Consider the following 24630-nt stretch of genomic DNA (forward strand, 5'->3'; position numbering starts at 1 on the left):
AAGGTGTTCTCAAGGTTGTTGGCTGATTTGAGCGTCCAGGGACGGCCAATAGTGGGTGAGCTGCAGGTCGATCAGCGCCTGGCGGGTGAAGCCCGTGGCCAGGTCGCTGCTGATGTCATAGGGCGTGCGTATCAGGCGGTTGGCCAGGGCGTAGTGGCCCAGGGCGTCGTAGTGGGCTTTGAGCTGGGCATCGCTTTTTGGCGCCCAGCGCGCTTTCCAGGCCACCGGGTCGTCCTGGTCATCGCGGCGCAGCACGCTTTCGGCCACCCCGGCGCGGGACGACAGCGCGTAATAGGCGTCGCGGTTCTGCGCTTGGGAGATCCACCAGGCCGCGCGCACCCAGGCCGTGGCCACCAGCTGCGTGAGGTCGGCGTGCTGCTGCACGAAGCGGTCGGTGCCCCACAGGTCGGACACCAGCCGCCAGTCGTTGGCGCCTTGCTTGGTCGACCAGAGGATCCGCGCCACGCCTTTGTCTTCCAGGGCGTAGGCTTCGTTGAGCAGCACGGCGGCATCGACCTTGCCGGCCGACACGGCGGCGGCACCGACCTGCGGGTTGAGGTTGGCGATCTTGAAGTCGGTCAGCTTGAGGCCCTGGCTTTCCAGGAAGTTGCTGAAGGCAAATTCCCAAGGCCGCCCGCGGTGCAGGGCCAGGCGCTTGCCTTTGAGGTCCTGGATGCTGCGCACCGCTGAGCCGCTGGGCACCACCAGGTAAATGTTGTTGCCGCTGCCACCCGGCACGATCAGCTTGCCGGGCACTTGGCCGGCGCCAGCGATGACCGAGGGCAGGTCGCCGCGTACGGCGAAGTCCAGGCTGTCGTTGCTGAAGCCTTCGTTGATTTGTGGCCCAGCGCCGGCGTGGGGCAGGGCGGTCCATTGCAGCTTCACGCCGCGGGCGGCCAACTGCTGTTCAAGCCAGCCGTCTTCGATCACCCGCCCCGGGATGCCCCCGAAGACCGGCGCGCCGCCTTGGGTGAAGGCAACGATGGCGATGCGCACCGCTGCCGGTGGCTCGGCGGCCAATGTGGTCAGGCTGAGTAACAGGCCGCCCAGCAGGGCCAGGCCATGACGCCAGAGTGTGTTCATATGCGGCTCCAGGCAAGGGTTCAACAGGTCTGGGCCGCGTGCTGCAGCGAACCAGGCGTTGTCAGGCCAAGAGCGAAATGCATGCCAGTCTTTGAAAAGGCGGCTGCAGGCCTTTAACGGCGTGGCCTTCAGCACATGGGAGGGGCGCGGCGGGCAGCCCAGCCTGCTGATCGGCACGCAGGGCAGTGCTGGCGAGTTGCTGCTCCAGCAGCAGTCGGCTGCTGGAGCATCAAATATTCAAAAATGGAATATATAAAGATTAATTAATAATTTTTTGATCTAATTTGTTTCGGGCACTATGGGGCTGCGCGTCAATTGCCAGGAATGCCCCCATGTCGCTGATCACCCACCCTAATGCCCGAGAGCTGACCAAGTCGGTACGTGCCACCGTGCTTGTGTTCAAGGACCCTCGCTCCCAGGAGCTGCTCAGCCGTATCGAGCGCCTGGCACCCAGCGAGGCCAATACCCTGATCATCGGCGAAACCGGAACCGGCAAAGAACTTGTCGCTCGTCACATCCATCAACTGAGCCGCCGTGGCCGCGAACCGTTCGTGGCAGTGAACTGCGGTGCCTTTGCCGAAACCCTGGTGGAAAGCGAACTGTTCGGCCATGAGAAAGGGGCGTTCACCGGAGCCACCTCGAACAAAGCCGGCTGGTTCGAAGCGGCCAATGGCGGCACGCTGTTCCTCGACGAGATTGGTGACTTGCCGCTGAACATGCAGGTGAAGTTGCTGCGGGTGCTGCAGGAGCGCGAAGTCGTGCGGCTGGGCTCGCGTACACCGATCCCGATCAACGTGCGCCTGGTGGCCGCGACCAACGTCAACCTAGCCGACGCCGTGGTGGCGGGGCATTTTCGCGAAGACCTGTTCTACCGCCTGCACGTCGCCACCATCCGCCTGCCACCGCTGCGTGAGCGGCCCGGCGACATCCTGCCCTTGGCCGAATTTTTCATCGAAGAGCATTGCCGGCGCCTGGGTTATGAACGTGCGTCGCTCAGCCCGGATGCCGAGCGCAAATTGCTGGCCCACAGCTGGCCGGGCAACATCCGTGAGTTGGAAAACGCGATCCACCATGCCTTGCTGGTATGCCGTTACCAGGTGGTAGCGCCCGCAGACCTGCACCTGGTGGACATGAGACCGCAAGGTGCGGCCCAGGTGTATGCCACGCAGGCCAACGCCCCGGCCGCGCTCGCGGCGCCGCCTAACCTTGAAAGCGCGCTGTTGGCGTTGTTCGAGCAGAACGTGCCGAACCTGTATGAGCATATCGAGGAGACGGTGTTCCGGGCGGCGTATCGGTATTGCCACGGGAACCAGCTGCAGACCGGGCGGTTGTTGAACATCAGCCGCAACATCGTGCGGGCGCGGCTGGAGAAGATTGGCGAATTGTCGAAGGCATGAGGTGCCTGTATCGGGGCTGCTGCGCAGCCCATCGCCGGCAAGCCTGGCTCCCACAGGTACTGCACATGGCTTGAGGTCTGTGCAGTCGAGGTGGGAGCCCGGCTTGCCGGCGATGGGCCGCATAGCGGCCCCGATTTTGCCCGGTTATTTGATAAAGCGAACCTGGCTGTTGATCTTCTCGATCACCGCCCCTTTGCGCGCGTTGAAGCGGGCCTTGTTCTGTTCGAACAGGTTATTGCCCTTGGTGTCGATGGAAATGATCAGCGGGCCGAACGCCCGTACCCGGTTGACCCACAGGGTTTCAGGCATCCCCAGGTCTTGCCACTCGGCACGTTCGATCTCTTCTACCTGCGTTGCAGCCAGCACCGCACAGCCCCCTGGGAACACCGCATGCACAGCTTTGTTTTCCAGGCAGCCGGTGGTGGTTTCGGGCCCCATGCCGCCTTTACCAATGATCAGCTTGACGCCGGTTTGCTCGATGAACTGCTTTTCGAACTTCTCCATGCGCATGCTGGTGGTTGGGCCAATGGACACCATCTCGAAACTGCCATCGTCTTTTTTGCGCACGATAGGCCCGGCGTGGAAGATTGCACCGCCGCGCAAGTCGACCGGCAACTCTCGCTTGAGCTCGATCAACCGACGGTGCGCGACGTCGCGGCACGTCACCGGTCGAGGGGTGACGCGCGGAAGACTCGATGTTCACGCCCATGACACTGCTGTTGCCGGTCAGCCCCTGCGGGCCGATGCCGATTTCGTTGAGGCCGTCTTCCAGGAGCTTTTCCATCATGGCGGCGCTTTCGTTCGGGTGGTTGGAATCGACCGGGCGCAGGATCGCCTTTTTCGACAATCAGCCTTGTGATGCAGTGAGGAAAAAACCGTGGATAAGGAATCAGCCGTGTCATCGCTCACCGACGTGATGGCGAAGTTCACCGCCTATATCGGCAAGCGCCTGCCCAAAGACGTCAAGGAGAAAACCGCAAAACTGCGCGCCGCAGAAACCAACCCGTTGGCCATCGCTGTGTATGACTCGATGGCCGACAACCAGGAATACGCCGACAAGCTCGACCGCCCCAGTTGTCAGGACACAGGGGTCATTCAGTAGACAGCTTGGCGGCATGGCAGTAGCGGCATGAATGATGTCGCGTGAATGAAGAGTTGCACAGCGTTGGATGGCTCAGGTTAAATGAGAGTCATTATTAAAGACGTCCTGACCGGTTCACCCCATGCCCTGCGCTGACCCTTCCCTGCAAAAAACCGTGCATACCCTCTACGCGGAGCACCATCCCTGGCTGTGCGGTTGGCTACGCAACAAGCTCGGGTGTGTCGAGCATGCGGCGGACCTGGCCCAGGACACATTCATACGCGTGCTGACCCTGCGCAAGGCGGCCGAGCTGCGCGAGCCACGGGCGTACCTCTCCAGCATCGCCCGCAGCCTGATGATCGACATGTTCCGCCGCCGTGCTGTTGAGCAGGCCTACTTGGAAACGCTTGCCGCCCGCCCCGAGCAGGTCGAAGTCTCGCCCGAGGCGCGCACGTTAATCATCGAAGCGTTAATGGAAATCGACCGCCTGCTCGACGGCCTGGGCGCCCGCACCCGGGAGATTTTCCTGATGGCCCAGCTGGATGGCTTGAGTTATGTCGAGATCGGGCGGCGCCTGGACATTTCGGTTACCACCGTCAAGAAGCACGCAGTGCGGGCACTGACCCATTGCCTGATGCTGGCCGAGGACTGAACCGTGGCCGGGGCCCCGCCACTGGATCGGAACGTGCTCGAAGCCGCGGCGCACTGGTATGTCGAGTTGCGCTGCGATGCCGATGAACGTACGCGTGCCGCGCATCAGCGCTGGTTGCTCAGCGATCCACTTCACCGGCAGGCCTGGGAGCGCCTGGCGCGCTTGCAGGGCACCTTCGAGCACGTGGCACCGGGCATCGCTCGGCCAACCCTGAGCAGTGCCAGGGCCAAGCGCCGCGAAGTGCTCAAGGTGATGTCGATTGTGCTGGCTGCGGGTGGAGCAGGGGGGCTGGCCTGGCACGAGGGGGGCATCGCGCGGTTGATGGCCGACCAACGCACAGGGGTTGGCGAGCGCCGTTCGCTGCGCCTGGAGGATGGCAGCCGCTTGCAGTTGAACACCGCCACTGCGGTCGATATCCGTTACACCGCCCAATGGCGCGCCTTGCACCTGTTGGGCGGGGAGATCCTTGTGCAAACCGCGCGCGACGCGCAGGCCCGAGCGTTCATCGTGCACACCGAACAAGGCAGCATTCGCGCCTTGGGTACGCGTTTTACTGTCCGCTGTGACGCTGACGTCAGTCGGGTTTGCGTGCTTGAACATGCCGTGGAGGTACGCACGGCGCACACGCTGGCGGCCGTGCGTGTCGAGGCCGGTCAGCAGCTGATCTTTCGCGCGGATGGAGCCGGCCTGGTGCAGCCCGCGACAGCGCTGGCGGATGCCTGGACCCGCGACATGCTGGTGGTGGACGACTGGCGCCTTGCCGATGTTGTCAGCGAACTGCAACGTTATCGGCCCGGCCATTTGGGGTGTGACGCGGCCGTGAGCGAGCTGCGCCTGTCCGGCGCGTTTCAGCTGGGCAATATCGATACTGCCCTGGACAACCTCACCCGCACCTTGCCGGTACGCATTCGGCGGTTCAGCCGATTCTGGACGCGGGTCGAGGCTGTTTGAGGGCTTAGGGGGAAGGTGTTCGCTCAGCATTTTCAGCGCCTATGAGATCGAGCGCCGCGCGCGCGGCGCTTCGCAGCACAAGGCTGCTCCTACAGTTGTTTCGGGCCAGTCGCGCCTGAGCGCAGGAATAATTGGCCCGAAAAAATGTAGGAGCAGCCTTGTGCTGCGAAGCGCCGCGCGCGGCGATCGATACACCCCTCACATCAAAACCAAAAGCAGCACTCTTTTACCCAGGGGGGGGTTATCGATTTCAATTCTCATTCGACTTGTTAAGTAGAGGCGCATCAGACGCCGTAAAAAACTGCCGCAGGGCGAAAGGAATACCCATGCTCCCTTCAGACACTCGCAACCCCGTTATCCTCATCAACTGTGCCAAAAAACCAATGACGCGGGCGGTCAATCGCGCGCTGTTCAGCATCGTGCTTTCGGCGCCTCTGGCTGCGGCGATGATCGCCCCGCCAGCCATGGCGCAGACCCGTGTCGAAGCCGCATTCGACATCCCGGCCGGCCCGTTGGGCGCCGCGCTCACCCAGTTCGCGGAAGCAGCGGGGGTGACCGTGTCGTTCGAGCCGTCCTACGTGCAGTCGTTGAAGTCGCCAGGCTTGCATGGCCGCTACAGTGCCGAGGCCGGGCTGCGCCAGTTGCTGGCAGGCAGCCAGTTGCAGGTGCTGCGCCAGGCCAATGGCAGCTATTCGCTGTTGCCCATGGTCGGCGACGCCTCGACGCTGCAACTCGACAGTACCAGCATCACCGGCACGTCCGTGGAGTCGGCCTACGGGCCGGTAACCGGTTACGTCGCCACCCGCAGCGCGACAGGGACCAAGACCGATACACCCATTCTGGAAATCCCGCAGGCCATCAACGTCGTCACTGCCGACCAGGTACAGGCCCAGGGCGCGCGCAACCTGACCCAGGCATTGCGTTATACGCCGGGGCTGGCAACGGGTGGTTTCACCGATCGCAACAGCATTGCCGACGAAATCACCAGCCGCGGCTTCGCCCCAACCCCGCTGTACCTGGATGGCGCGTACCTGCCGTATGCGGGCAGCCTGGGCGGCGCGCCACAGATCGACCCCTATACCCTGGAACGTATCGAGGTGCTCAAGGGCCCATCGTCGGTGCTCTACGGGCAAAACCAGCCGGGCGGGCTGATCAACATGGTCTCCAAACGCCCGACCCGCGAGCAGCGCAACCAGGTAAAGCTGGGTGCCGGCAGTTACAACCGGGTCAACGGTGCGTTCGACACCAGCGGCCCATTGGATGAGCAGGGCGCGTTCACCTATCGCCTGGTCGGTGTGGCCGACAAAGGCAATGAGCAGGTGGCGCACACCCACAGCGAACGCCTGCTGCTGGCGCCAAGCCTGACCTGGGCGCCGAACGAAGACACCGCCCTGACGGTGCTGGCACAGGTGCAGCGCGACGACGGCCTTGCCGACTACCAGTCGCTGCCGATGATCGGTTCGCTCAAGCGTGGCCCGACGGGCCAGCGCATCGACCGCGACTTCTTCTCGGGCGATTCGCACTACAACGATTACAAGCGTAACCAGTACATCTTCGGCTACGACTTCAGCCACCGCTTCAGCGATGACCTGGCGGTACGTTCCACAGCGCGCTACACCGATGTGCGTGACCGCTACAAAGGCTTCTACCTGCGCAGTTTCGTTTCGGACGACGAGTGGGTGGATTACACCCGAGCCAACCGGGTCAAGCTCGACTGGCGCCAGCACAATATCGCCTACACCCTCGATAACAATCTTGAGTACAAATTCAATACCGGCGCGCTGCAGCACACCACACTGGCCGGCGTGGACTATCGCCACTTCTCCCGCAAATACGATGGCTATAACGCCTACAACGTGTTGCCCGTCGACCTTTACGGCAAGAACAACTACGACACCAGCAGCGTAACCCCTGTGCTGGACACCCAATGGGACAATACCGTTCGCCAGACTGGGGTGTATGTGCAGGACCAGATCAAGCTCGACCAGTGGATCCTGACCGGTGGTGGCCGCCAGGACTGGGCAGAAATCGACAACAAAGACCTGTTGGCCAAAAGCATCGCTTCACAGCGTGACAACAAGTTCACGGGCCGTATCGGCCTGACCTACGTCACCGAGTTTGGCCTGGCGCCTTACGTCAGCTATTCCCAGTCGTTCTTGCCGACGCTGGGCACCGACAGCGCTGGCAAGTCATTTGAGCCGACCGAGGGTGAGCAGTACGAAGTGGGGGTTAAGTACCAGCCGGTCGAGGGCACCTTGCTCACCGCGTCGGTGTTCCAGATCAAGCAGAAAAACGTGCTGACTCAGGACGACGACAACCCCCAGTACCAGGCGCAGGACGGTGAGGTGCGCTCGCGTGGCGTTGAACTTGAGCTCAAGTCCACCCTCGACAACATCGACGTGCTGGCGGCAGCCACCTACATCGACTCGTTCTACACCAAGAGCAACTACGGCGACCAAGGCAACCGCAGCGAGTCGCAGGCGCCGGTATCGGCGTCCCTGTGGGTGGATTACCACTTCACCCAGGCCATGCTCAACGGCCTCACCTTCGGCGCAGGTGCCCGCTACACCGGCCGCAAACCGGGTGATTCGTCCAACTCGTTCGACGTGCCGGCCTACGCGGTGTATGACACTACCGTCAGCTACGACCTGGGCAAATTTGACGCGAGCCTGCGTGGTTTGCAGGCCAGCCTGAATGTACAGAACATCTTCGACCGCGAGTATGTGTCGGACTGCAACTATGCGTTCGGTTGCTATTACGGCCAGGAGCGCGTGGCGTCGGTGGAGATGACCTACGACTGGTGATCGGGGGGTAGTTATGACCGGTGTTCGCGGGTTCGCGTGCGAACACCCGCCTCACGAGAGGAATTTGACAAAGATGACCGCAGCTACCCAGCATTGGCGACTGGCGATTGCCTGGGCGATGAAGGATCGTCGTTGCGGCGCGTGCCGGGCAATGGCGTCCAGCGCTATAAGCGCATCGATGTCTTCGGGCTGAGCGAGGCGTGGGGTTGAGTGCAAATCCATTGTGCGGGCTGCCATGGAAGGAGAGTGGCGAGTTTAGCGGCGAAGACGAGTAAGCTGCGAGCAGTCATCCACAACGCCAATGACATCATGGGGCTGTTGCTCGGAGGGTCCAAGGCGTGGCCGAAGCGCCATCCTGAATTCGAGGTGGTTGGGGCAAAGATGGAAGCTGCGTGGATCGCGGGGATGGCTAGAAGTCTCAGACCTTAGCATGGCATCGGCGGTAGCCTCGGTGCGGGTCATGCAGGCACTGTTTTCAGCAAACCGCAGTGCTGGCACCACGTTATACTCGGCGCTTTTTGCCCATGGCCGGAGACCCTTATGCGCCAGGTTTTGCTCATCGTCGATGTTCAATCCACCTTCAGCCCGCCCGAATGGCTGGTCGACGGTTTGCGGCGGTTGTCGGCGAATATCCCGACCATCGCCTCGGTCGAACTGCACGATGAGCAGGCCACGCCGTTCCAGCGTCAATTGGGCTGGCACCCGGCAGCCGAGGACGAGAGCCTGGTCGAAGCGGACCAAGTGTTCGTCAAGCATGGCTACGGGCAGACCGTCGAAACCCTCGAATACATCAAGCAACTGGGCGTGGAGCGGGTGCTGGTGTGCGGCATGCAAACCGAAACCTGCGTGCTGGCTGCAGGCTTTGCGCTGTTCGATGCGGGGCTCACGCCAACCTTGGTGACCGACATGACGGTAGGGTCGTCCCTGGACAGGTCCGGGAAAATGGGCATTGACTTGTGGAAGCACCACTTCCGCCAGGTGACGACGTCTGCCGAGGTACTAGCCTCGCTGGCAATCTAAGCACAGGAAGTGCAATCATTTTGCCATCTTGCTACGCCAATGAGTATCATTGCTGATTGATAACGGCCTCGATACACCTGGATTGAGAAGGATCTCCATGCTGAAACAGTCTTACCTTGTCGCTGTGCTGCTGCCGCTTGCAATGAGCTGGTGCGGCTCGGCGCAAGCCTTCACCGATGGCACTGACCGCTCCGTGACCTTGGAAAAGGTCGAGCAGACCTTTGTCGTGCAGAAGGATGGCAGCCACCGCCTGGACGTCGACAGCGTCTTGCTGATCAATGACGAACGCGCCATCAAGGCCCGCGCCCAGCAGCCGGTGAGCTTCAACCGCTCGCTGGAAACCCTGGAAGTGATCGAGGCCTACACGCAAAAGCCCGATGGGCGCAAAGTGCGGGTGGATGCCGCGCACATCAAGGAGCAGCAAGAGCAGGCGTCTGCGCAGGCGCCGATGTTTCAAGACAGCGTCAACAAGGTGATCATCTTCCCTGAGGTCGCGGTGGGGGATCGCCTGTTCCTGCATTACCAGCGCAACCGCGTCACGCCGCTGTTCCCGGGGCAGTTCGAAGACATCACTGTGCCGGAGTTCCACCCGGTCGGGCAGTTCACACTGACCTACGACATGCCCGAGGACATGCCCCTGCAAGCGGACGCGCGCAGCTTCAAGGCGTCGATGCCGGCGGTTGCACCCGGGCGCAAGGTCTACCGCTGGGACTACGTGCCGGCGGACCGGGCGCGGATCGAGGCCAGTGCGGTGTCCTACCTGGACTACGGGCACTATCTGGCCGTCTCGACCTTCACCGATTTCAAACAGTTCGCCGAGGCCTACCAGGCACGGGCCAAGGTCGAGGTCACGGCACCGATCACCGAGTTGGCGCACCGCCTGACGGCCCATTTGCCTACCGCACGGGAAAAGGCGCTGACGCTCAGCGACTGGGTGCGCGAGAACATTCGCTATGTCGCCGTGTATGTCGGTGCCGGTGGGGTGGTGCCACATGCCGCGCAGACCGTGCTGGACAACCGCTACGGTGATTGCAAGGACCATGTGGCACTGCTTGAAGCACTGCTGACGGCGGCGGGTATCAAAAGCACGCCGGCCTTGATCAACCTGGGCAATGCTTATGTGTTCCCCAAGGTCCCTGCGCTGGGGGTGTTGAACCACGTGATCACCTACGTGCCGAGCCTGGACCTGTACCTGGACTCGACCGACCCTTCGATTGCTGCAGGCTACCTGCCGCTGGGCACCTTGAACAAGCGCGTGCTGCTGACTGCCACAGGCGAGTTCGGGCGTACTCCGGCCATCCAGCTCAACAAGGTGTCCAGCGACCTGAAGTTCAAGGTCAACGGCAAGGGAGCGGCGGACTTCACCAACGTTGCCACCGTGCAAGGCTGGGCCAGCGAGGTCAGCCGCTATGGGGTTAAATCGATGAAGCCGGCCGACCGTGAACTGCTCGTCGAAAAAGTGCTCGGCGCCTATGGGCAGCGGGGCAGCGGCACGTTCGAGGTACGCCCGCCGAGCGCCAGTGGCGAGTTTGTCAGCACCGTCGATGGGCGCACGGAAAACCTCGTCAACCTGCCCGGGCCGGTGGGGGTGGTGGCCTTGAGCAGCCTGGCAGGGGGTATTTCGCAGAACGTCTACAGCTTTGCCATGGAAAAGGAGCGCAGCCAGCACTTCGTGTGCATTTCCAACGACACCGTGGAAACATCGCGTTTCGAATTCCCACCGGAGGTCAGCGTACTGGCGATCCCCAAGCAGGTGCGTCTGCAAGACGCCAATGTGGAATACAGCGCGCGGTACGCTCAGGAGGGGAATGCGGTGGTGATCGAGCGGCACTTCAAGTTCAGCCGCCCGAACGTGGTGTGTTCACCCGAGGATTTTGCCGCCATGAAGCCGACGCTCGAGGCGATGGTCAAGGACCTGCAGAGCCAGATCATCGTGCAAGCGAGCTAGCCCCCAGGTCGTACGGCAACAGCATGCGCCTGGCTTACTCGGCCGCCAAGCGCCCCTTCACCCGGTCAGCCTTGTACTGCATAGCTACTGCTGGCGCAGGTTTGGCTGCTCCGGTTTCCAGCCACTGACGCATGCGGCTGGCATCGGCGAAGTGGGTGTACTTGCCGAAGGCATCGAGGATCACCATCGCCACCGGGCGGTTGTCCATGCGGGTCAACAACACCAGGCAGTGGCCAGCTTCATTGGTGAAGCCGGTCTTGGTCAGCTTGATGTCCCAGTTGCTCTTGTTCACCAGGTGATCGGTGTTACGGAAGCCCAAGGTGTAGTTGGGCGCGCGGAAGGCCACGGTCTTCTCGCGGGTGGTCGACAGTTCGCTCAGCATCGGGTACTTGCGCGACGCCATCAACAGTTTCGACAGGTCGCGGGCGCTGGACACGTTCTGCGTCGACAGGCCGGTCGGCTCGACATAGCGGGTGTGCGCCATGCCCAGGCTGCGAGCCTTGGCGTTCATGGCCTTGATGAACGCCGGGTAGCCGCCGGGGTAGTGGTTGGCCAGGCTGTTGGCCGCACGGTTTTCCGACGACATCAGGGTAATCAGCAAGGTCTCGCGGCGGTTCAGCTGGCTGCCCAGGCGCACCCGCGAATACACACCCTTCATCTCCGGGTTGTTGGCGATGGTCATGGTGAGCATTTCATCCATGGGCAGCTTGGCGTCCAGCACCACCATCGCCGTCATCAATTTGGTCACCGAGGCAATGGGCACCACGCGGTCGGCGTGGCTGGCATACAGCTCCTGATTGGTGTTCAGGTCGATCAGCAAGGCGCTGCCCGAAGCCAGGTGCAATTTGGCCGGGTCACGTTGCACCTGGGCCGGGGGTTGTGCAGCAGCAGTCGACGGGAGGGTCGCGGTACCTGTGAGCAACAGCAGCAGGCTGAGGATGGACAGGGATGTTTTCACGTTGAGGCTCACTAAAAGTTGGTATGTCGTTGGCTGTGCAAGGGTTTTCCCCCAAAAAACCGCTGCATTGTGGAGTATGGTCGAAGTGCTGTCGATTGCTCGTTGAAGCGACCCGGCGAAATGAAAAAAGCTTCATGCTGGATCGGTTCTGCCGCCTCCGCTCGTCGGATCACACGGGCAAAAAAAGACCCGCCAAGCGGCGGGCCATAAGGGCGTAGGGAGCAACGCACAACAAATAATGTCAAGCGACCAGGGTATCTGGCTGCAACTGGTCGGCCAGGGCTTGAGCCGAGGCGCGGGTCGCCAAGGGGCCGCTCACGGGTTCACCGTTACGCACCAGGTACCAGCAGGCCAGCAGGCCTTGCTGACGCAGTGAAGGGGGGACGGCGCTGCCGACGACGGACATGATCTGGATAGTGGCCATGTGGACCTCCTGTAAAACATGGCCCTACCTTACGCAGCGGCCGCAGCGGTTTGAAATTAACTGAGTTGATAGTGATCATTGGTTTTATCAACGATCACCAACGGGGTGGCCCGTAGTACACCGGGGGCGGGCCGTAATAAGGGCGATAACCCGGTGGCGGCGGGGCCGGCGCATAGTAGGGCTGGTAGTACACCGGCTGCGGCGGCGGCTGTACGTAGACCGGCTGCGGTGCGTAATAGACTGGCTGGCGCTCCACATACACGGTGCGATCACGCCCGCCATAAACCGTTGCCCCCACCACGGCACCGACCACCGCCGCGCCTAACAGCGGGCCGGGTCCATACCAACCACCGCCACCACCATGGCCACCATGGGCAGCAGCTTGTCCGCTGATGGCCAGGGCACCGACCAGCAGGGCGATTACGGGAATGTGACGGTTCATAAAGCGTCCTCGCAGGGCAACCCCACAGATGGGGTCCTATTACTATGACTCCTGCCTCTGTCAGCTGAGCACAGGGAAACGGTAAAGGTTGTGTAAGGGACGACAAGCGGCTGCATCTGATACGCTGAACAAACGATTCAGTTCTGAAAATGGAGCAGGTTATGTCGACAACTCCCAGCAGAGACACAGTGCTGTGCATCTCCCTGGCCGGGCGGCCTGGCACCTTCGGCGTGCGTTTCCACAACCACCTCTACCAACAGTTGGGGCTGGACTTCTACTACAAGGCCATGAGCACTGACGACCTGCCGGCGGCGGTCGCAGGCATTCGTGCTTTGGGTATTCGCGGGTGCGGGGTGTCGATGCCTTACAAGGAAGCCTGCATGGCGTTGGTCGACGAGGTGGACCCGTCCGCTGAGGCAATCGAGTCGGTCAACACGTTGGTCAATTGCGGCGGCCATTTGAAGGCCTACAACACCGATTACCTGGCAGTGCGGCAACTGCTGGCGCAACACAAGGTCGACCCAACGACTGCGTTTGCCCTGCGCGGCAGTGGTGGCATGGCCAAGGCGGTGGTGAGTGCCTTACGTGACGCGGGCTTTACCCAGGGCACGATCGTTGCCCGTAATGAACAGGCGGGGCGGCAACTGGCAGATGTTTGTGGTTATCGCTGGGTGGCCGAGCTCGGAGACCTGTGCCCGCCGATGCTGATAAACGTGACGCCGATCGGCATGGCCGGCGGGCAGGAGGCCAACGCACTGGCTTTTAGCGAACAGGCCATTGCGGCGGCGGAGCGGGTGTTCGACGTGGTGGCGATGCCGGCGCAGACGCCGTTGATTCGCCGGGCCCAGGCATTGGGTAAGCCGGTGATCACGGGCCTGGAGGTGATTGCGCTGCAGGCGCTGGAGCAGTTCGTGCTGTATACCGGCGTGCGCCCTACGCGTGAGCAGGTGGAGGCGGCCGTCGCATACGCGCGCGATCCTCTGTAGGAGCAGCCTTGTGCTGCGAAGAGGCCGGTACAAGCATCATCATTCTCTGATCGCTGCACCGGCCTCTTGGCAGCACAAGGCTGCTCCTACAGGAGGGCCGCGCTATATTGCGTCAATCAGAACGCTTTGTGCCCCTTGTCCAGCTGTTCATCCACCAGCGCACGGCCATGGGCCAGCGACACATGCTGGGCATTCTCAAGGTCTGAGAAGAACTTCATCGGCATCGAGATACGCTTGCTGGTGTGCCCCTCAGGGTCAGTGATCAGGCAGCCGGCGGCATAGGGCAGGGGGGAGTCGGGGTGGGGCATCACACTGGCGGTGATGGTGTACTTGCGGTGCTCACAGTGAAGAGATTGCATCGTCCTTACCTCGCTGTGCTTATGAAGCGGTTACCTTCATATACCACAGCAAGGGGCCGGGAGTTCCCGGCCCGACGAGCGAATAGCGGTGTGCCTCAGCCTTTGAGTTCGGTCGGCTGGATCACTTCGACCCAGTAACCGTCCGGGTCCTTGACGAAGGCCAGGTGGTTCATGCGGCCATCCGCCAGGCGTTTCTGGAAGGGTACGTCGAGTGCTTCGAAGCGCGCGCAAGCCTCACGCACGTCCGGCACCGAAATGCAGATATGGCCGAAACCGCGGGGGTCGGTGTTGCCGTTGTGGTAGGCAAAATCGGCGTCGTTTTCGGTGCCGTGGTTGTGGGTCAGCTCTAGAACGCCTGGGATCGACTTCATCCACTGGTGGCGCGCGGCGTCATCGGCAGGGATCTGCGCCGGGTCGACCAGGGCCAGGAAGTACAGGCTGAAGGCGGCTTCCGGGAAGTCGCGCTTGTCCACCAGGCGGAAGCCCAGAACACGGGTGTAGAAGTCCAGCGACTTCTCGATGTCCTTGACCCGCAGCATGGTGTGGTTGAAGACGAACTTGGAGGTGGCGGCATCCGGCTGCGCGGTGACGCCAGGCAAGGTTTGCAGATCGTGCAGGCTCATGGGAACTCCTGAGACGGGGCCGGTGCGCGGCACCGGCAAAACAGACAGGCTGGCCATGATACGGCAGTGAAGCGATTGCGCAAATGAAAGCGCCCTGCACGAGGCAGGGCGCTTGAATTAGAGGCCCGCATGTGCGGGCGCGTGGGGTCGCTAGTCCTTTAGCTGTCTCGATACTGAGCCAGCGCTTGTGAAAAAAGTGTGAAGCCCATGTGGACGTTTCATCAGCGTACCCAGCTTTCGACGGTGGCAGCGCCGTACTCTTCTTTCCAGGCTTTCAGCCCGCGGTGGTTGCCACCTTTGGTCTCGATCAGCTCGCCCGTGTGTGGGTTTTCATAGACCTTGACCACGCGTGGGCGGCGCTGTTGTTTGGGGGCTGCGGCAGTGGGGCGGGTGGCAGCCTTGGGGTCGAGGATGGCGATGATATCGCGCAGACCCTTGTCATAGCTTTTCATCAGGCCGACTAGTTTCTGCTCGAATTCGATTTCGCGTTTGAGGCCGGCATCCTTTTTCAGCGCTTCCAGTTGAGCCATTTGTTCCTGAAGCGCTTTTTCGGCAGCACGAAACTCTGCAAGTCTGGACACTGTAATCACTCCTGTACGTCTTTCGTGGCAGGGCGTGACGAACATTGAAGAAGAACAAAACGCCTGCCACGGGGGGGGGTTCCGCTGTTCGCTGATATCGAGTGTAGTCATTCATTGCTACTGGGTAAACTGCAAACTTTTTATAAGTAAGCACGGAACTTTACAGGTTTTTCATGCGCCAGTTTATGACGACTTAGTGGGGACTGGCGAATTGCTCTAGACCAAGGTCCAATAGCCCGGAATAGAGCCTTTGAGCGATCATTTCAGATGATGCCCGACCACTGTTCGAGCGTGTCGCAGTACCGCAGCAGGTGTTTGCTGCAGGTTGTTTTTCGCCTTTCTTTCTGGATATTTCCTCGCATGTTTGCCCCCCTCCCTCACGCCCCTGGGCGCCGTGTTGCCGGCCTGTTCCTTTTGTGTGCCGGCGTCAATGCCCAGGCCGCCGGTTTTCTTGAAGACAGCAGCGCCAAGGTCGAAGCGCGCAATGTCTACTTCAACCGGGATTTCCGTGACGGCCACAGCAGTTCCAGCCAGGGCGCGTCCAAGCGCGAAGAGTGGGCGCAAGGCTTTATTCTCAATGTACAGTCGGGTTTTACCCAAGGGCCGGTAGGGTTTGGCGTGGATGCGCTGGGCATGTTCGGCTTCAAGCTCGACTCCAGCCCGGCGGACAGTAACAGCGGCCTGCTGCCGTCGTCTGGCCATGATCCACGGCGCTCGGCCGATCAATACGCGAAGATGGGCTTGGCGGCCAAGGTCAAGGTGTCCAGCACCGTGCTCAAGTACGGCTCGATGATGCCGGATGTACCGTTGCTCAAGTACAACGATGGGCGTTTGTTGCCGACGATGTTCCATGGCGCGATGCTCACCTCTGAAGAAGTCCGCGACCTGAAGTTCACCCTGGCCCGCCTGGACAAATACACCGCGCGTGATTCCACCGATCGCCAGGACATTCGCGTGCACTGCAAGAACAAGCGCTATGCCTGCGACATCGAAGCCGACCACTTCGACCTGGCAGGCCTCGACTACCGTTTCAACGACCGTATCAGTGCCCAGTACCAAGTGGCCAAGCTTGAAAACATCTATCGCCAGCACTTCTTTGGTCTGGTGGCTAGCCAGCCGCTGGCGGTAGGCAGCCTGTCGGCCGACCTGCGCGTGATCAAGAGCGACGACATCGGCAATGCCCGCGCTGGCGACATCGACCATCGCGCCTTCAGTGGCATGCTCGGCTACAGCCTGGGCGGCCATAAGGTCAGCGCCGGCTGGCAGCGCATGTACGGCGAAAGCGCCATGCCTTACCTGGATGGCAGCAACCCGTACCTGGTCAACTACGCCCAGGTCAACGACTTTGCCGCCGCCCAGGAGCGCTCCTGGCAGCTGCGCTACGACTATGACTTCAAGGCCCTGGGTGTGCCCGGCCTGACCTTCTTCACCCGTTACATCAATGGTGACCACATCAAAGTCCCGGGCAGTACGGCCGAAGGCAAGGAATGGGAGCGCGACACCGAGTTCAAGTATCAGGTGCAAAGTGGCACGTTCAAAGACGTCAGTGTGCGCCTGCGTAATTCCACCTACCGCAGCAACTATGAGAAGTGGGCGCGAGATATGGATGAGACTCGCGTCATTGTAAGTTACAACTTTTCCATCTTCTGACGGGGCGCTTTGCCAAGCGTGAGTGGCTGATCGACAATGGCCGACTGGCATTGGCGAAAGGGCAGGGCAATGAAAGACCTGTTGTTGATTGGCATCGGCCCGGGGGACCCACGTCAGGTCACCTATGAAGCGGTCGATGCGTTACGTCGTGCCAGCGTGTTCTTCGTGCTCGACAAGGGCACGGAGAAGGACGAGCTGGTGCGCTTGCGCAAGGCTATTCTGCAGCGCTATCGGCCTGAAGGCGGCTACCGGCTGGTGCAGGTCGCTGACCCTTCCCGCGATGGCCGGGCGGTAGATTACGTGGGTGCGGTTCAGGATTGGCACCGGCAGCGGGCCGCGCTGTACAGCCGGTTGATCGCGGACGAGATCGGAGCCGACGATGTCGGCGCCTTTCTGTTATGGGGTGAGCCTGGCCTGTACGACAGTACCCTGCGCATTCTCGATTGGGTCCGCGAAAGCGGGGTGGCGCTGCGACTGCAGGTGATTCCCGGCATCAGCAGCGTCCAGGCCCTGGCGGCTCGCCACCAAGTACCGCTCAACCGTATCGGTGAGCCGCTGACTGTACTGCCTGGGCGTCGCCTGGCCGAACAAGAGCGTATCGACAATGTGGTGGTGATGCTCGACGGGCAGTGCGCGTTTGCCTCGCTGGATGACCCGGGTTTGATGATTTACTGGGGGGCTTACCTGGGGACCGCAGATGAGGTGCTGATTGCCGGGCCTTTGCAGGCGGTGAAGGCGCAGATTCTGCAAGTGCGGGAGGAGGCCAGGTTGCGCAAAGGGTGGATCATGGACACGTATCTGTTACGCCGCGAAATGTAGCTGGCTGCAGCCCCCACAGTCGTTAAAGGCCTGTGGGAGAAACTGTCTTGTGGTGCTTGTGCCGGCCTCATCGCTGGCAAGCCAGCGCCCACAGGTGCGGCGCTAGCCTTTCAGGCTACACAGCTCGGGTGGGAGCGGGCTTGCCCGCGAAAGCCACCACGTGGGCATCAGACCGTACCCAGTATGTCCACCACCTTGTTGCGCAATTGTTCGATGCTGAACGGCTTGCCAATCAGGTGCATGCCCTCCGGCACTTTTATGTTTTCGGCATAACCGCTGGCAAACAACACCGGCAGCAGTGGACGAAGTTCGCGTGCCCGTTGCGCCAGCACTTCGCCGCGCATGTCCGGCAGGCCCACGTCTGTCATCATCAGCGCCAAGGCCTGGGAAGGGTCTTCGAGCACCCGCAGTGCTGCGGTGGCGTCTTCCGCTTCGATGACCGTGTAGCCCAATTCGTCGAGCACTTCGACCATCAGCATGCGTACGATGTCGTCGTCTTCGACTACCAGAAGATGCATGGTTTGGATCCTGTGAAAATGAATGTCTTTATTCTGTACGCCGGTAGACGGCAGAAGTTCCCGAGGATACCGATCCCTGCAATCAGATGGAACGATTCGCGCCTGTAACCTTCAAATGCTGGCTAAATGCCCTGCCAGCGCTAGCAAAGCTGGTTAGACTCGCTATTACCGGTGAGCGCGGCGGCAGACAATTATAACGGTCTTGGTGCCACACTTTTTCATGGACTCTTTTCGCTCGGGCGTTTTCAGATGATTCAAGTAGCCTCGATTGACCAGCAGAGCTTTCGCAAGCTGCTGAGTCGCAACATCGGCCTGCCCCTTGGGGTCGGCCTGCTGGGCGCAGTGGCGTTTGTCGCGGTGATCAACTACCTGCTCTCGGCCATGCAGTGGGTCGAGCATACGGACCGGGTGATCGGCAATGCCAACGAAACGGTCAAGCTGTCGATCGACATGGAAACCGGCATGCGCGGCTTCCTGATCACCGGCGACGAACGCTTTCTCGACCCCTACGAGGTGGCCAAACCGAAAATTCTCGGCAGCTTGCAGAGCCTGCGCGGCCTGGTCGAGGACAACCCGCAGCAGGTTGACCGAATCGATCGGCTGTTGGCCTTGCAAAAAGCCTGGAATGACTTCGGCAGCGAGATGATTACCCTGCGCCGCAGCCAGGGCAATTACCAGGCATCGATCGGCAATGGCCGCGGCAAGCGCATCACCGATGAAATCCGCAAGGAATTCGAAGGCCTGATCGACACTGAGCAGCAACTGCGCATGGCCCGTAACGAGAAGGTCAGTTCGGTCACCGTGACCGCGATCTCGGCCTTCGTACTGTTCATCGTCGGCCTCAGCGCCTTGTTGGCCTACCTCGGGCGCCGGGACCTGCTGGCGCTGTCGAGCAGTTATGACGAAAACCTGCAGGCCCAGCAGCGTGCGGCCGAGCGCCTGGAGCACCAGGCCTGGTTGCGTAATGGCCAGACCCAGTTGGCCCAGCAGGTGCTCGGGCAGCTGACCCTGCCCATGCTGGGCGACAATATCCTGCGCTTCTTTGCTACGTACCTGGGCAGCGTGGTGGGCGCGGTGTATGCGCGCGACGAACATGGCCGCCTGGTGCGCGTGGCCACCTATGGCCTGAGCGCCGAGGAGCAGGCCCGTGACCAGATCAAAGGCGACCACGATGGCCTGTTGGCCCAGGCCGTGCGCGAGGGCCGGCTGTTGTGCCTCGACGACCTGCCCGAAGACTACTACCGCCTGAGCTCAGGCCTCGGCAATGGCTTGCCGCGCAGTGCATTGCTGATGCCCGCCACCGATGATGGGCAGATCAATGGTGTGATCGAGCTGGGCTTTCTGCGCCCCTTGCAGCCGCGCGATGAAGAGCTGATGGAGCGGGTCGGCGGCAACCTTGGCATGTCCATCGAGAGTGCGCGTTATCGCCAGCGCCTGCAGGAAGTGCTGGCCGAGACCCAGCAGTTGAACGAAGAGCTGCAAGTGCAGCAGGAAGAGCTGAAAACCGCCAACGAAGAACTCGAAGAGCAATCACGGGTGCTCAAGGAATCCCAGGCCCACCTGGAAACCCAGCAGGCCGAGCTTGAACAGACCAACGAACAACTGTCCGAGCGCACCGACGCCCTGGACCGCAAGAACGATGAGCTCAGCCAGGCCCAGCAAGAGTTGCAGGCCCGCGCCGATGACCTGCAGCGTTCGAGCAAGTACAAGTCCGAGTTCCTCGCCAACATGTCCCACGAGCTGCGCACGCCGCTGAACAGCTCGTTGATCCTGGCCAAGTTGCTGGCCGAGAACGGCGAAGGCAACCTCAGCGCCGAGCAGGTCAAGTTCGCCGAATCGATCTACTCAGCGGGTAATGACCTGCTGAACCTGATCAACGACATTCTCGACATCGCCAAGGTCGAGGCCGGCAAGCTCGAAGTGCGCCCTGAGACCACCCAGCTGGAGCGCCTGGTCGAAGGCCTGCGCGGCATGTTCCTGCCGCTGGCGGAGCACAAAGGCCTGGCCTTTGAGGTCAAGGTCGAGCCGCAGGTGCCAGTGACGCTGTTCACCGACCGTCAACGGCTGGAGCAGATCCTCAAGAACCTGCTGTCCAACGCCATCAAGTTCACCGACCACGGCCAGGTCAGCATGACCATCAGCCACGAGGCGGGTACCGGCATCATCTTCGCCGTCCGTGACTCTGGTATCGGCATTGCCGCCGACCAGCAGCAGGCGATCTTCGGCGCCTTCCATCAGGTCGACGGCAGCAGCAACCGGCGCTATGGCGGCACCGGCCTGGGCCTGTCGATTTCGCGTGACCTGGCGCACTTGCTGGGTGGGCAGATCAACGTCGAGAGCAACCCGGGGCAGGGCAGCGTGTTCAGCCTGGTCATGCCCGAACGCTACGAAAATGAGGGCGAGGAAGTCGAGGCCCTGAGCCTGCGCCCTGCAGTAGACACTCTGCCGCCAGCGCCCAAGGCTTCCAACGCCGTGGCGCCGAAACTGCCGGCACCGACCTTCGCCGATGACCGCGAGCGGGCCCCCTTCAATAACCGCTGCATCCTGGTGATCGAGGACGAGCCGAACTTCGCCCGCATCCTCTTCGACCTGGCCCACGAGCTGGGCTACAGCTGCCTGGTGGCGCATGGCGCCGACGAGGGCTTTGCGCTGGCGTCCCAGTACATCCCCGATGCCATCCTGCTGGACATGCGCCTGCCTGACCATTCTGGCCTCACCGTGCTGCAGCGCCTCAAGGAGCTGGCCGGCACGCGGCACATCCCGGTGCACATCATTTCGGTAGAGGATCGCGTCGAAGCGGCCATGCACATGGGCGCCGTGGGCTATGCGGTCAAGCCGGCCAGCCGCGAAGAACTCAAGGAAGTGTTCGCCCGCCTGGAAGCCAAGCTGACCCAGAAGCTCAAGCACATCCTGCTGGTGGAGGACGACGACCTGCAGCGCGAAAGCATCGCCCGCCTGATCGGCGATGACGATGTCGAGATCACCGCCGTGGCCATGGCCCAGGACGCCTTGGCGCTGCTGCGCGAGAACATCTACGACTGCATGATCATCGACCTCAAGCTGCCCGACATGCTCGGCAACGAGCTCCTTAAGCGCATGACTGCCGAGGACATCCGGTCATTCCCGCCGGTGATCGTCTACACCGGGCGCAACCTCACCCGCGAAGAAGAAACCGACCTGCTCAAGTATTCGCGCTCGATCATCATCAAGGGCGCCCGTTCGCCGGAGCGCCTGCTCGACGAAGTGACGCTGTTCCTGCACAAAGTCGAATCGCAGTTGTCCCATGAGCGCCAGCGCATGCTCAAGACCGCGCGCAGCCGCGACAAGGTCTTCGAGGGGCGCAAAGTGCTGCTAGTGGATGACGATGTGCGTAATATCTTCGCCCTCACCAGTGCCCTGGAGCACAAGGGCGCCATCGTCGAGATCGGCCGTAACGGGCGTGAAGCCATCGAGCGCCTGGAGCAGCATGACGACATCGACCTGGTGCTGATGGATGTGATGATGCCGGAGATGGACGGCTTCGAGGCTACCCGGCTGATCCGCCAGCAACCGCGCTGGCGCAAGCTGCCGATCATCGCCGTGACCGCCAAGGCGATGAAGGATGACCAGCAGCGTTGCCTGCAGGCTGGCGCCAATGATTACCTGGCCAAACCGATCGACCTGGACCGCCTGTTCTCGTTGATCCGTGTATGGCTGCCGCAACTGGAGCGAATTTGACTAGCGAGCGCAACACCGACATCGAGATCCGGCTGCTGATCGAGGCGATCTACCTCAAGTACAGCTACGATTTCCGCAACTATTCCGGCGCTTCGATCAAGCGCCGCATCCTGCATGCCCTGCGCCAGTTCGACTGCCTGACGGTGTCGGCGTTGCAAGAGCGGGTGCTGCACGACCCGGGCATGTTCATGCAGTTGCTGCAGTTCCTGACGATCCCGGTCAGCGAGATGTTCCGCGACCCGAGCCACTTCCTGGCCCTGCGCAATGAAGTGGTGCCGCTGTTGCGGACTTGGCCGTCGATCAAGATCTGGGTCGCGGGCTGCAGCACCGGTGAAGAGGTGTACTCGATGGCCATCCTGCTGCGTGAGGAAGGCCTGCTTGAGCGCACCATCATTTATGCCACCGACATCAATCCGCATTCGCTGGACCGGGCCAAGCAGGGTATCTACTCGATGCAAAGCATGCGCGAGTATGAAGAAAACTACCGCCTGGCCGGTGGCCGCCGTGACTTTGCCGAGTACTACACCGCCGCCTATGGCAACGCCATCATGGACAGCAGCCTGCGCGACAACGTGACCTTCGCCGACCACAGCCTGGCCACCGACAGCGTGTTCTCCGAGACCCAGTTGGTGTCGTGCCGCAATGTGCTGATCTACTTCAACAAAGACCTGCAAGACCGGGCCTTGGGCCTGTTTCATGAATCCCTCTGCCACCGGGGCTTCCTGGTGTTGGGCAGCAAGGAGTCGGTAGACTTTTCGGCCTACAGCCAGCGTTTCGAGCCGCTGGTGAAGCCGGAACGGATCTACCGTAAGACATGAACGGCGCACGGGCAGTGGTGATGGGGGCCTCGGCTGGCGGGGTGGCGGCCTTGTTCCAAGTGCTCGGTGCGCTGCCGTCGGCCTTCGCCATCCCGGTGCTGTGCGTGCTGCACTTACCTGACGGGCGTCACAGCCAGCTGGCCGAAGTGCTGCAGCGGCGGCTGCAGCGCCCAGTGCGCGAGGCCAGTGACAAGGAACGGATCAGCGCTGGGATGATCTACGTTGCTGGGCCGGGGTACCACCTCTCGGTAGAACGGGACCTGACGCTGTCGTTGAGCCAGGAAGCGCCGGTGCACTTCTCACGCCCGGCCATCGACTTCCTGTTCATGTCGGCGTCCGATGCCTACGGCGCCAGCCTGCTAGGCGTGCTGCTGACCGGTGCCAATGAAGATGGCGCCGAGGGCCTGGCCTACATCAACAATAATGGGGGCCGCACGATTGTTCAGGACCCCCGCGACGCACAGGTCGCACTGATGCCGGAAGCCGCCTTGGCCCTGCACCAGCCCGACCATATCCTTACTCTGAGTGGTATCGGGCAGTTGCTCGCGACCCTGGAAACAAGCGCATGCTAAGCCACACCATCGCCAAACTGCTGATCGTCGACGACCTGCCGGAAAACCTGCTGGCGCTCGATGCCCTGATCCAGGGCGAAGACCGCGAGGTGCACCAGGCCCAGTCTGCGGAAGCGGCGTTGTCGCTGCTGCTGGAGCACGAATTTGCGCTGGCCATCCTCGATGTGCAGATGCCAGGCATGAATGGCTTCGAGCTCGCCGAGTTGATGCGCGGCACGGAAAAGACCAAGAACATCCCCATCGTGTTCGTCAGTGCGGCGGGGCGCGAGATGAATTACGCCTTCAAGGGCTATGAAAGCGGGGCCGTGGACTTTTTGCACAAGCCGCTCGACACCTTGGCAGTAAAGAGCAAGGTCTCGGTGTTCGTCGACCTGTTCCGCCAGCGCAAGGTGCTTGGTCGGCAACTGGAAGCCCTGGAGCGTAGCCGTCAGGAGCAGGAGGTGCTGCTGGGCCAGCTGGAGCTGGCGCGGTGCGAGCTGGAGCATGCGGTGCGCATGCGCGACGACTTCATGTCGATCGTCTCCCACGAAGTGCGTACGCCACTCAATGGCCTGATTCTGGAAACCCAGCTGCGCAAGATGCACCTGGCACGGGGCAACTTGGAGGCTTTCAGCGCAGACAAACTGCAGGCCATGGTCGAGCGTGACGAACGGCAGATCAACAGCCTGATCCGGCTGATCGAAGACATGCTGGACGTCTCGCGCATCCGCACCGGCAAGTTGTCGCTGCGGCCCAGGGTGTTCGATATCGGCCAACTGGTGCGCGGCCTGGTGGAAAACTTCAGCGCCCAGGCCACCGCGCTGGAAACCCATATCGCGCTGCAACGCTGTGAAACGTTGCAGGGTGAGTGGGACGAATTTCGGATTGAACAAGTGGTGGCCAACCTGTTGTCCAATGCCTTGCGTTACGGTGAACGAAAACCGGTGCAGGTGCGGGTGTTCGCTGAGGACGGCATGGCCTGGGTGCAGGTGCAGGACCACGGCATTGGCATCAGCGCCGTCAACCAGCAGCGCATTTTCCAGCAGTTCGAGCGGGTGGCTGCGCACCAGGCCAGCGGTGGGCTGGGCTTGGGGCTGTACATCTCCGAGCAGATCGTCCAGGCCCACGGCGGGCGGATTCTGGTGGACAGCGAGGAAGGCGAGGGCGCCACATTCACGTTGCAATTGCCGCTGGCAACGTTCAAAGAACAAAACGACCAGGCGCGGGCAACCTCTGCGTAAGCCTGGG

At 61.7% G+C, this 24630-nt stretch carries 22 protein-coding genes and 3 pseudogenes; 14 read left to right on the forward strand and 11 right to left on the reverse strand.

Annotation, left to right across the window (positions count from 1 at the left end):
• Nucleotides 1–9 precede the first annotated feature (9 nt).
• Nucleotides 10–1083 carry an ABC transporter substrate-binding protein gene (locus LOY53_RS09945; protein ID WP_027593746.1) on the reverse strand — a complete coding sequence of 358 codons (1074 nt, stop codon included), beginning with the start codon at nucleotides 1081–1083 and terminating at the stop codon, nucleotides 10–12.
• Nucleotides 1084–1415: 332 nt separating this feature from the next.
• Here LOY53_RS09945 and LOY53_RS09950 point away from each other — a divergent pair, with 332 nt between their 5' ends.
• Nucleotides 1416–2480, forward strand: a complete 1065-nt coding sequence (locus tag LOY53_RS09950) for a sigma-54-dependent Fis family transcriptional regulator (protein WP_099429798.1) — start codon at nucleotides 1416–1418, stop codon at nucleotides 2478–2480.
• 144 nt (nucleotides 2481–2624) lie between these two features.
• On the opposite strand, the pseudogene ttdB reads toward LOY53_RS09950, so the two are convergent.
• Nucleotides 2625–3161 (reverse strand): annotated as a pseudogene (gene ttdB, locus LOY53_RS09955) (L(+)-tartrate dehydratase subunit beta); the annotation flags it as partial.
• Nucleotides 3148–3327 (reverse strand): annotated as a pseudogene (locus LOY53_RS26680) (fumarate hydratase); the annotation flags it as partial. The pseudogenes ttdB and LOY53_RS26680, both read right to left, overlap by 14 nt.
• 30 nt (nucleotides 3328–3357) lie before the next feature.
• Between LOY53_RS26680 and LOY53_RS09965 the strand changes: the two are divergent.
• From LOY53_RS09965 to LOY53_RS09980, 4 genes and pseudogenes are all read left to right on the forward strand, one after another.
• Nucleotides 3358–3579, forward strand: a pseudogene (locus LOY53_RS09965) (fumarate hydratase); the annotation flags it as partial.
• Between the two features lie 124 nt (nucleotides 3580–3703).
• Nucleotides 3704–4213, forward strand: a complete 510-nt coding sequence (locus LOY53_RS09970) for a sigma-70 family RNA polymerase sigma factor (RefSeq protein WP_252823554.1) — start codon at nucleotides 3704–3706, stop codon at nucleotides 4211–4213.
• Nucleotides 4214–4216: 3 nt separating this feature from the next.
• On the forward strand, nucleotides 4217–5164 hold the full coding sequence (locus tag LOY53_RS09975) for a FecR domain-containing protein (protein ID WP_258703941.1): 948 nt from the start codon (nucleotides 4217–4219) through the stop codon (nucleotides 5162–5164).
• 326 nt (nucleotides 5165–5490) lie between these two features.
• Nucleotides 5491–7968, forward strand: a complete 2478-nt coding sequence (locus tag LOY53_RS09980) for a TonB-dependent siderophore receptor (RefSeq protein WP_258703942.1) — start codon at nucleotides 5491–5493, stop codon at nucleotides 7966–7968.
• A gap of 51 nt (nucleotides 7969–8019) precedes the next feature.
• On the opposite strand, the gene LOY53_RS09985 is transcribed toward LOY53_RS09980, so the two are convergent.
• Complete coding sequence (locus LOY53_RS09985; RefSeq protein WP_252823559.1) at nucleotides 8020–8190, reverse strand: hypothetical protein; 171 nt, start codon at nucleotides 8188–8190, stop codon at nucleotides 8020–8022.
• A gap of 318 nt (nucleotides 8191–8508) precedes the next feature.
• Between LOY53_RS09985 and LOY53_RS09995 the strand changes: the two genes are divergently transcribed.
• On the forward strand, nucleotides 8509–8988 hold the full coding sequence (locus LOY53_RS09995; RefSeq protein ID WP_252823560.1) for an isochorismatase family cysteine hydrolase: 480 nt from the start codon (nucleotides 8509–8511) through the stop codon (nucleotides 8986–8988).
• Between the two features lie 97 nt (nucleotides 8989–9085).
• Nucleotides 9086–10936 (forward strand): DUF3857 domain-containing transglutaminase family protein, encoded by a 1851-nt coding sequence (locus LOY53_RS10000; protein WP_258703943.1) that lies wholly within the window; start codon nucleotides 9086–9088, stop codon nucleotides 10934–10936.
• 34 nt (nucleotides 10937–10970) lie between these two features.
• Here LOY53_RS10000 and pbpG read toward each other — a convergent pair whose 3' ends face one another.
• From pbpG to LOY53_RS10015, 3 genes are all read right to left on the reverse strand, one after another.
• Nucleotides 10971–11894 (reverse strand): D-alanyl-D-alanine endopeptidase, encoded by a 924-nt coding sequence (gene pbpG, locus LOY53_RS10005; RefSeq protein WP_027593731.1) that lies wholly within the window; start codon nucleotides 11892–11894, stop codon nucleotides 10971–10973.
• A 241-nt stretch (nucleotides 11895–12135) separates the two neighbouring features.
• Nucleotides 12136–12318, reverse strand: a complete 183-nt coding sequence (locus LOY53_RS10010) for a hypothetical protein (protein WP_027593730.1) — start codon at nucleotides 12316–12318, stop codon at nucleotides 12136–12138.
• Between the two features lie 94 nt (nucleotides 12319–12412).
• Nucleotides 12413–12760, reverse strand: coding sequence for a hypothetical protein (locus LOY53_RS10015; protein ID WP_027593729.1), 348 nt, complete (start codon nucleotides 12758–12760; stop codon nucleotides 12413–12415).
• A 161-nt stretch (nucleotides 12761–12921) separates the two neighbouring features.
• Between LOY53_RS10015 and LOY53_RS10020 the strand changes: the two genes are divergently transcribed.
• The gene (locus LOY53_RS10020; protein ID WP_258703944.1) at nucleotides 12922–13746 is read left to right on the forward strand and encodes a shikimate 5-dehydrogenase; all 825 of its coding nucleotides are present in this window, start codon (nucleotides 12922–12924) and stop codon (nucleotides 13744–13746) included.
• A gap of 116 nt (nucleotides 13747–13862) precedes the next feature.
• On the opposite strand, the gene LOY53_RS10025 is transcribed toward LOY53_RS10020, so the two are convergent.
• From LOY53_RS10025 to LOY53_RS10035, 3 genes are all read right to left on the reverse strand, one after another.
• Nucleotides 13863–14105, reverse strand: a complete 243-nt coding sequence (locus tag LOY53_RS10025; RefSeq protein WP_099429788.1) for a hypothetical protein — start codon at nucleotides 14103–14105, stop codon at nucleotides 13863–13865.
• A gap of 95 nt (nucleotides 14106–14200) precedes the next feature.
• Entirely contained in the window at nucleotides 14201–14728 is a 528-nt protein-coding gene (gene gloA, locus LOY53_RS10030) for a lactoylglutathione lyase (protein ID WP_258703945.1), read from the reverse strand.
• 221 nt (nucleotides 14729–14949) lie between these two features.
• Complete coding sequence (locus LOY53_RS10035; protein ID WP_027593725.1) at nucleotides 14950–15309, reverse strand: histone-like nucleoid-structuring protein, MvaT/MvaU family; 360 nt, start codon at nucleotides 15307–15309, stop codon at nucleotides 14950–14952.
• Nucleotides 15310–15669: 360 nt separating this feature from the next.
• Here LOY53_RS10035 and LOY53_RS10040 point away from each other — a divergent pair, with 360 nt between their 5' ends.
• Nucleotides 15670–16959 carry an OprD family porin gene (locus tag LOY53_RS10040; protein ID WP_252823564.1) on the forward strand — a complete coding sequence of 430 codons (1290 nt, stop codon included), beginning with the start codon at nucleotides 15670–15672 and terminating at the stop codon, nucleotides 16957–16959.
• Between the two features lie 69 nt (nucleotides 16960–17028).
• A complete protein-coding gene (gene cobF / locus LOY53_RS10045; RefSeq protein WP_258703946.1) occupies nucleotides 17029–17778 on the forward strand; it encodes a precorrin-6A synthase (deacetylating) in 750 nt (249 codons plus the stop codon).
• Between the two features lie 167 nt (nucleotides 17779–17945).
• Here cobF and LOY53_RS10050 read toward each other — a convergent pair whose 3' ends face one another.
• Nucleotides 17946–18296, reverse strand: a complete 351-nt coding sequence (locus LOY53_RS10050; RefSeq protein ID WP_252823567.1) for a response regulator — start codon at nucleotides 18294–18296, stop codon at nucleotides 17946–17948.
• A gap of 249 nt (nucleotides 18297–18545) precedes the next feature.
• On the opposite strand from LOY53_RS10050, the gene LOY53_RS10055 reads away from it, so the two are divergent.
• From LOY53_RS10055 to LOY53_RS10070, 4 genes are read left to right on the forward strand one after another with little or no spacing between them, the layout of a single operon-like run.
• Nucleotides 18546–22013 carry a response regulator gene (locus tag LOY53_RS10055; protein WP_252823569.1) on the forward strand — a complete coding sequence of 1156 codons (3468 nt, stop codon included), beginning with the start codon at nucleotides 18546–18548 and terminating at the stop codon, nucleotides 22011–22013.
• A complete protein-coding gene (locus LOY53_RS10060) occupies nucleotides 22010–22831 on the forward strand; it encodes a protein-glutamate O-methyltransferase CheR (protein ID WP_027593720.1) in 822 nt (273 codons plus the stop codon). The genes LOY53_RS10055 and LOY53_RS10060 overlap by 4 nt, the downstream gene beginning before the upstream one ends.
• The gene (locus LOY53_RS10065) at nucleotides 22828–23403 is read left to right on the forward strand and encodes a chemotaxis protein CheB (RefSeq protein WP_252823573.1); all 576 of its coding nucleotides are present in this window, start codon (nucleotides 22828–22830) and stop codon (nucleotides 23401–23403) included. The genes LOY53_RS10060 and LOY53_RS10065 overlap by 4 nt, the downstream gene beginning before the upstream one ends.
• Nucleotides 23397–24623 carry a hybrid sensor histidine kinase/response regulator gene (locus LOY53_RS10070; RefSeq protein ID WP_099429782.1) on the forward strand — a complete coding sequence of 409 codons (1227 nt, stop codon included), beginning with the start codon at nucleotides 23397–23399 and terminating at the stop codon, nucleotides 24621–24623. Before LOY53_RS10065 ends, LOY53_RS10070 begins: the two co-directional genes overlap by 7 nt.
• The last annotated feature ends 7 nt before the right edge of the window (nucleotides 24624–24630 follow it).

The organism is Pseudomonas sp. B21-031 (assembly GCF_024748985.1).
Taxonomy (GTDB): Bacteria; Pseudomonadota; Gammaproteobacteria; order Pseudomonadales; family Pseudomonadaceae; genus Aquipseudomonas; species Aquipseudomonas kermanshahensis.

What these genes read in the sequence shown, in the direction of transcription:
- LOY53_RS09945 (WP_027593746.1), bottom strand. Translation starts at nt 1,083, where the DNA reads ATGAACACACTCTGGCGTCATGGCCTGGCCCTGCTGGGCGGCCTGTTA.
- LOY53_RS10010 (WP_027593730.1), bottom strand. Translation starts at nt 12,318, where the DNA reads ATGGCCACTATCCAGATCATGTCCGTCGTCGGCAGCGCCGTCCCCCCT.
- LOY53_RS09985 (WP_252823559.1), bottom strand. Translation starts at nt 8,190, where the DNA reads ATGGATTTGCACTCAACCCCACGCCTCGCTCAGCCCGAAGACATCGAT.
- LOY53_RS10070 (WP_099429782.1), top strand. Translation starts at nt 23,397, where the DNA reads ATGCTAAGCCACACCATCGCCAAACTGCTGATCGTCGACGACCTGCCG.
- LOY53_RS10040 (WP_252823564.1), top strand. Translation starts at nt 15,670, where the DNA reads ATGTTTGCCCCCCTCCCTCACGCCCCTGGGCGCCGTGTTGCCGGCCTG.
- LOY53_RS10020 (WP_258703944.1), top strand. Translation starts at nt 12,922, where the DNA reads ATGTCGACAACTCCCAGCAGAGACACAGTGCTGTGCATCTCCCTGGCC.
- LOY53_RS10050 (WP_252823567.1), bottom strand. Translation starts at nt 18,296, where the DNA reads ATGCATCTTCTGGTAGTCGAAGACGACGACATCGTACGCATGCTGATG.
- LOY53_RS10065 (WP_252823573.1), top strand. Translation starts at nt 22,828, where the DNA reads ATGAACGGCGCACGGGCAGTGGTGATGGGGGCCTCGGCTGGCGGGGTG.
- LOY53_RS09995 (WP_252823560.1), top strand. Translation starts at nt 8,509, where the DNA reads ATGCGCCAGGTTTTGCTCATCGTCGATGTTCAATCCACCTTCAGCCCG.
- LOY53_RS09970 (WP_252823554.1), top strand. Translation starts at nt 3,704, where the DNA reads ATGCCCTGCGCTGACCCTTCCCTGCAAAAAACCGTGCATACCCTCTAC.
- LOY53_RS10000 (WP_258703943.1), top strand. Translation starts at nt 9,086, where the DNA reads ATGCTGAAACAGTCTTACCTTGTCGCTGTGCTGCTGCCGCTTGCAATG.
- LOY53_RS09980 (WP_258703942.1), top strand. Translation starts at nt 5,491, where the DNA reads ATGCTCCCTTCAGACACTCGCAACCCCGTTATCCTCATCAACTGTGCC.
- cobF (WP_258703946.1), top strand. Translation starts at nt 17,029, where the DNA reads ATGAAAGACCTGTTGTTGATTGGCATCGGCCCGGGGGACCCACGTCAG.
- LOY53_RS09950 (WP_099429798.1), top strand. Translation starts at nt 1,416, where the DNA reads ATGTCGCTGATCACCCACCCTAATGCCCGAGAGCTGACCAAGTCGGTA.
- LOY53_RS10025 (WP_099429788.1), bottom strand. Translation starts at nt 14,105, where the DNA reads ATGCAATCTCTTCACTGTGAGCACCGCAAGTACACCATCACCGCCAGT.
- LOY53_RS10055 (WP_252823569.1), top strand. Translation starts at nt 18,546, where the DNA reads ATGATTCAAGTAGCCTCGATTGACCAGCAGAGCTTTCGCAAGCTGCTG.
- gloA (WP_258703945.1), bottom strand. Translation starts at nt 14,728, where the DNA reads ATGAGCCTGCACGATCTGCAAACCTTGCCTGGCGTCACCGCGCAGCCG.
- LOY53_RS10015 (WP_027593729.1), bottom strand. Translation starts at nt 12,760, where the DNA reads ATGAACCGTCACATTCCCGTAATCGCCCTGCTGGTCGGTGCCCTGGCC.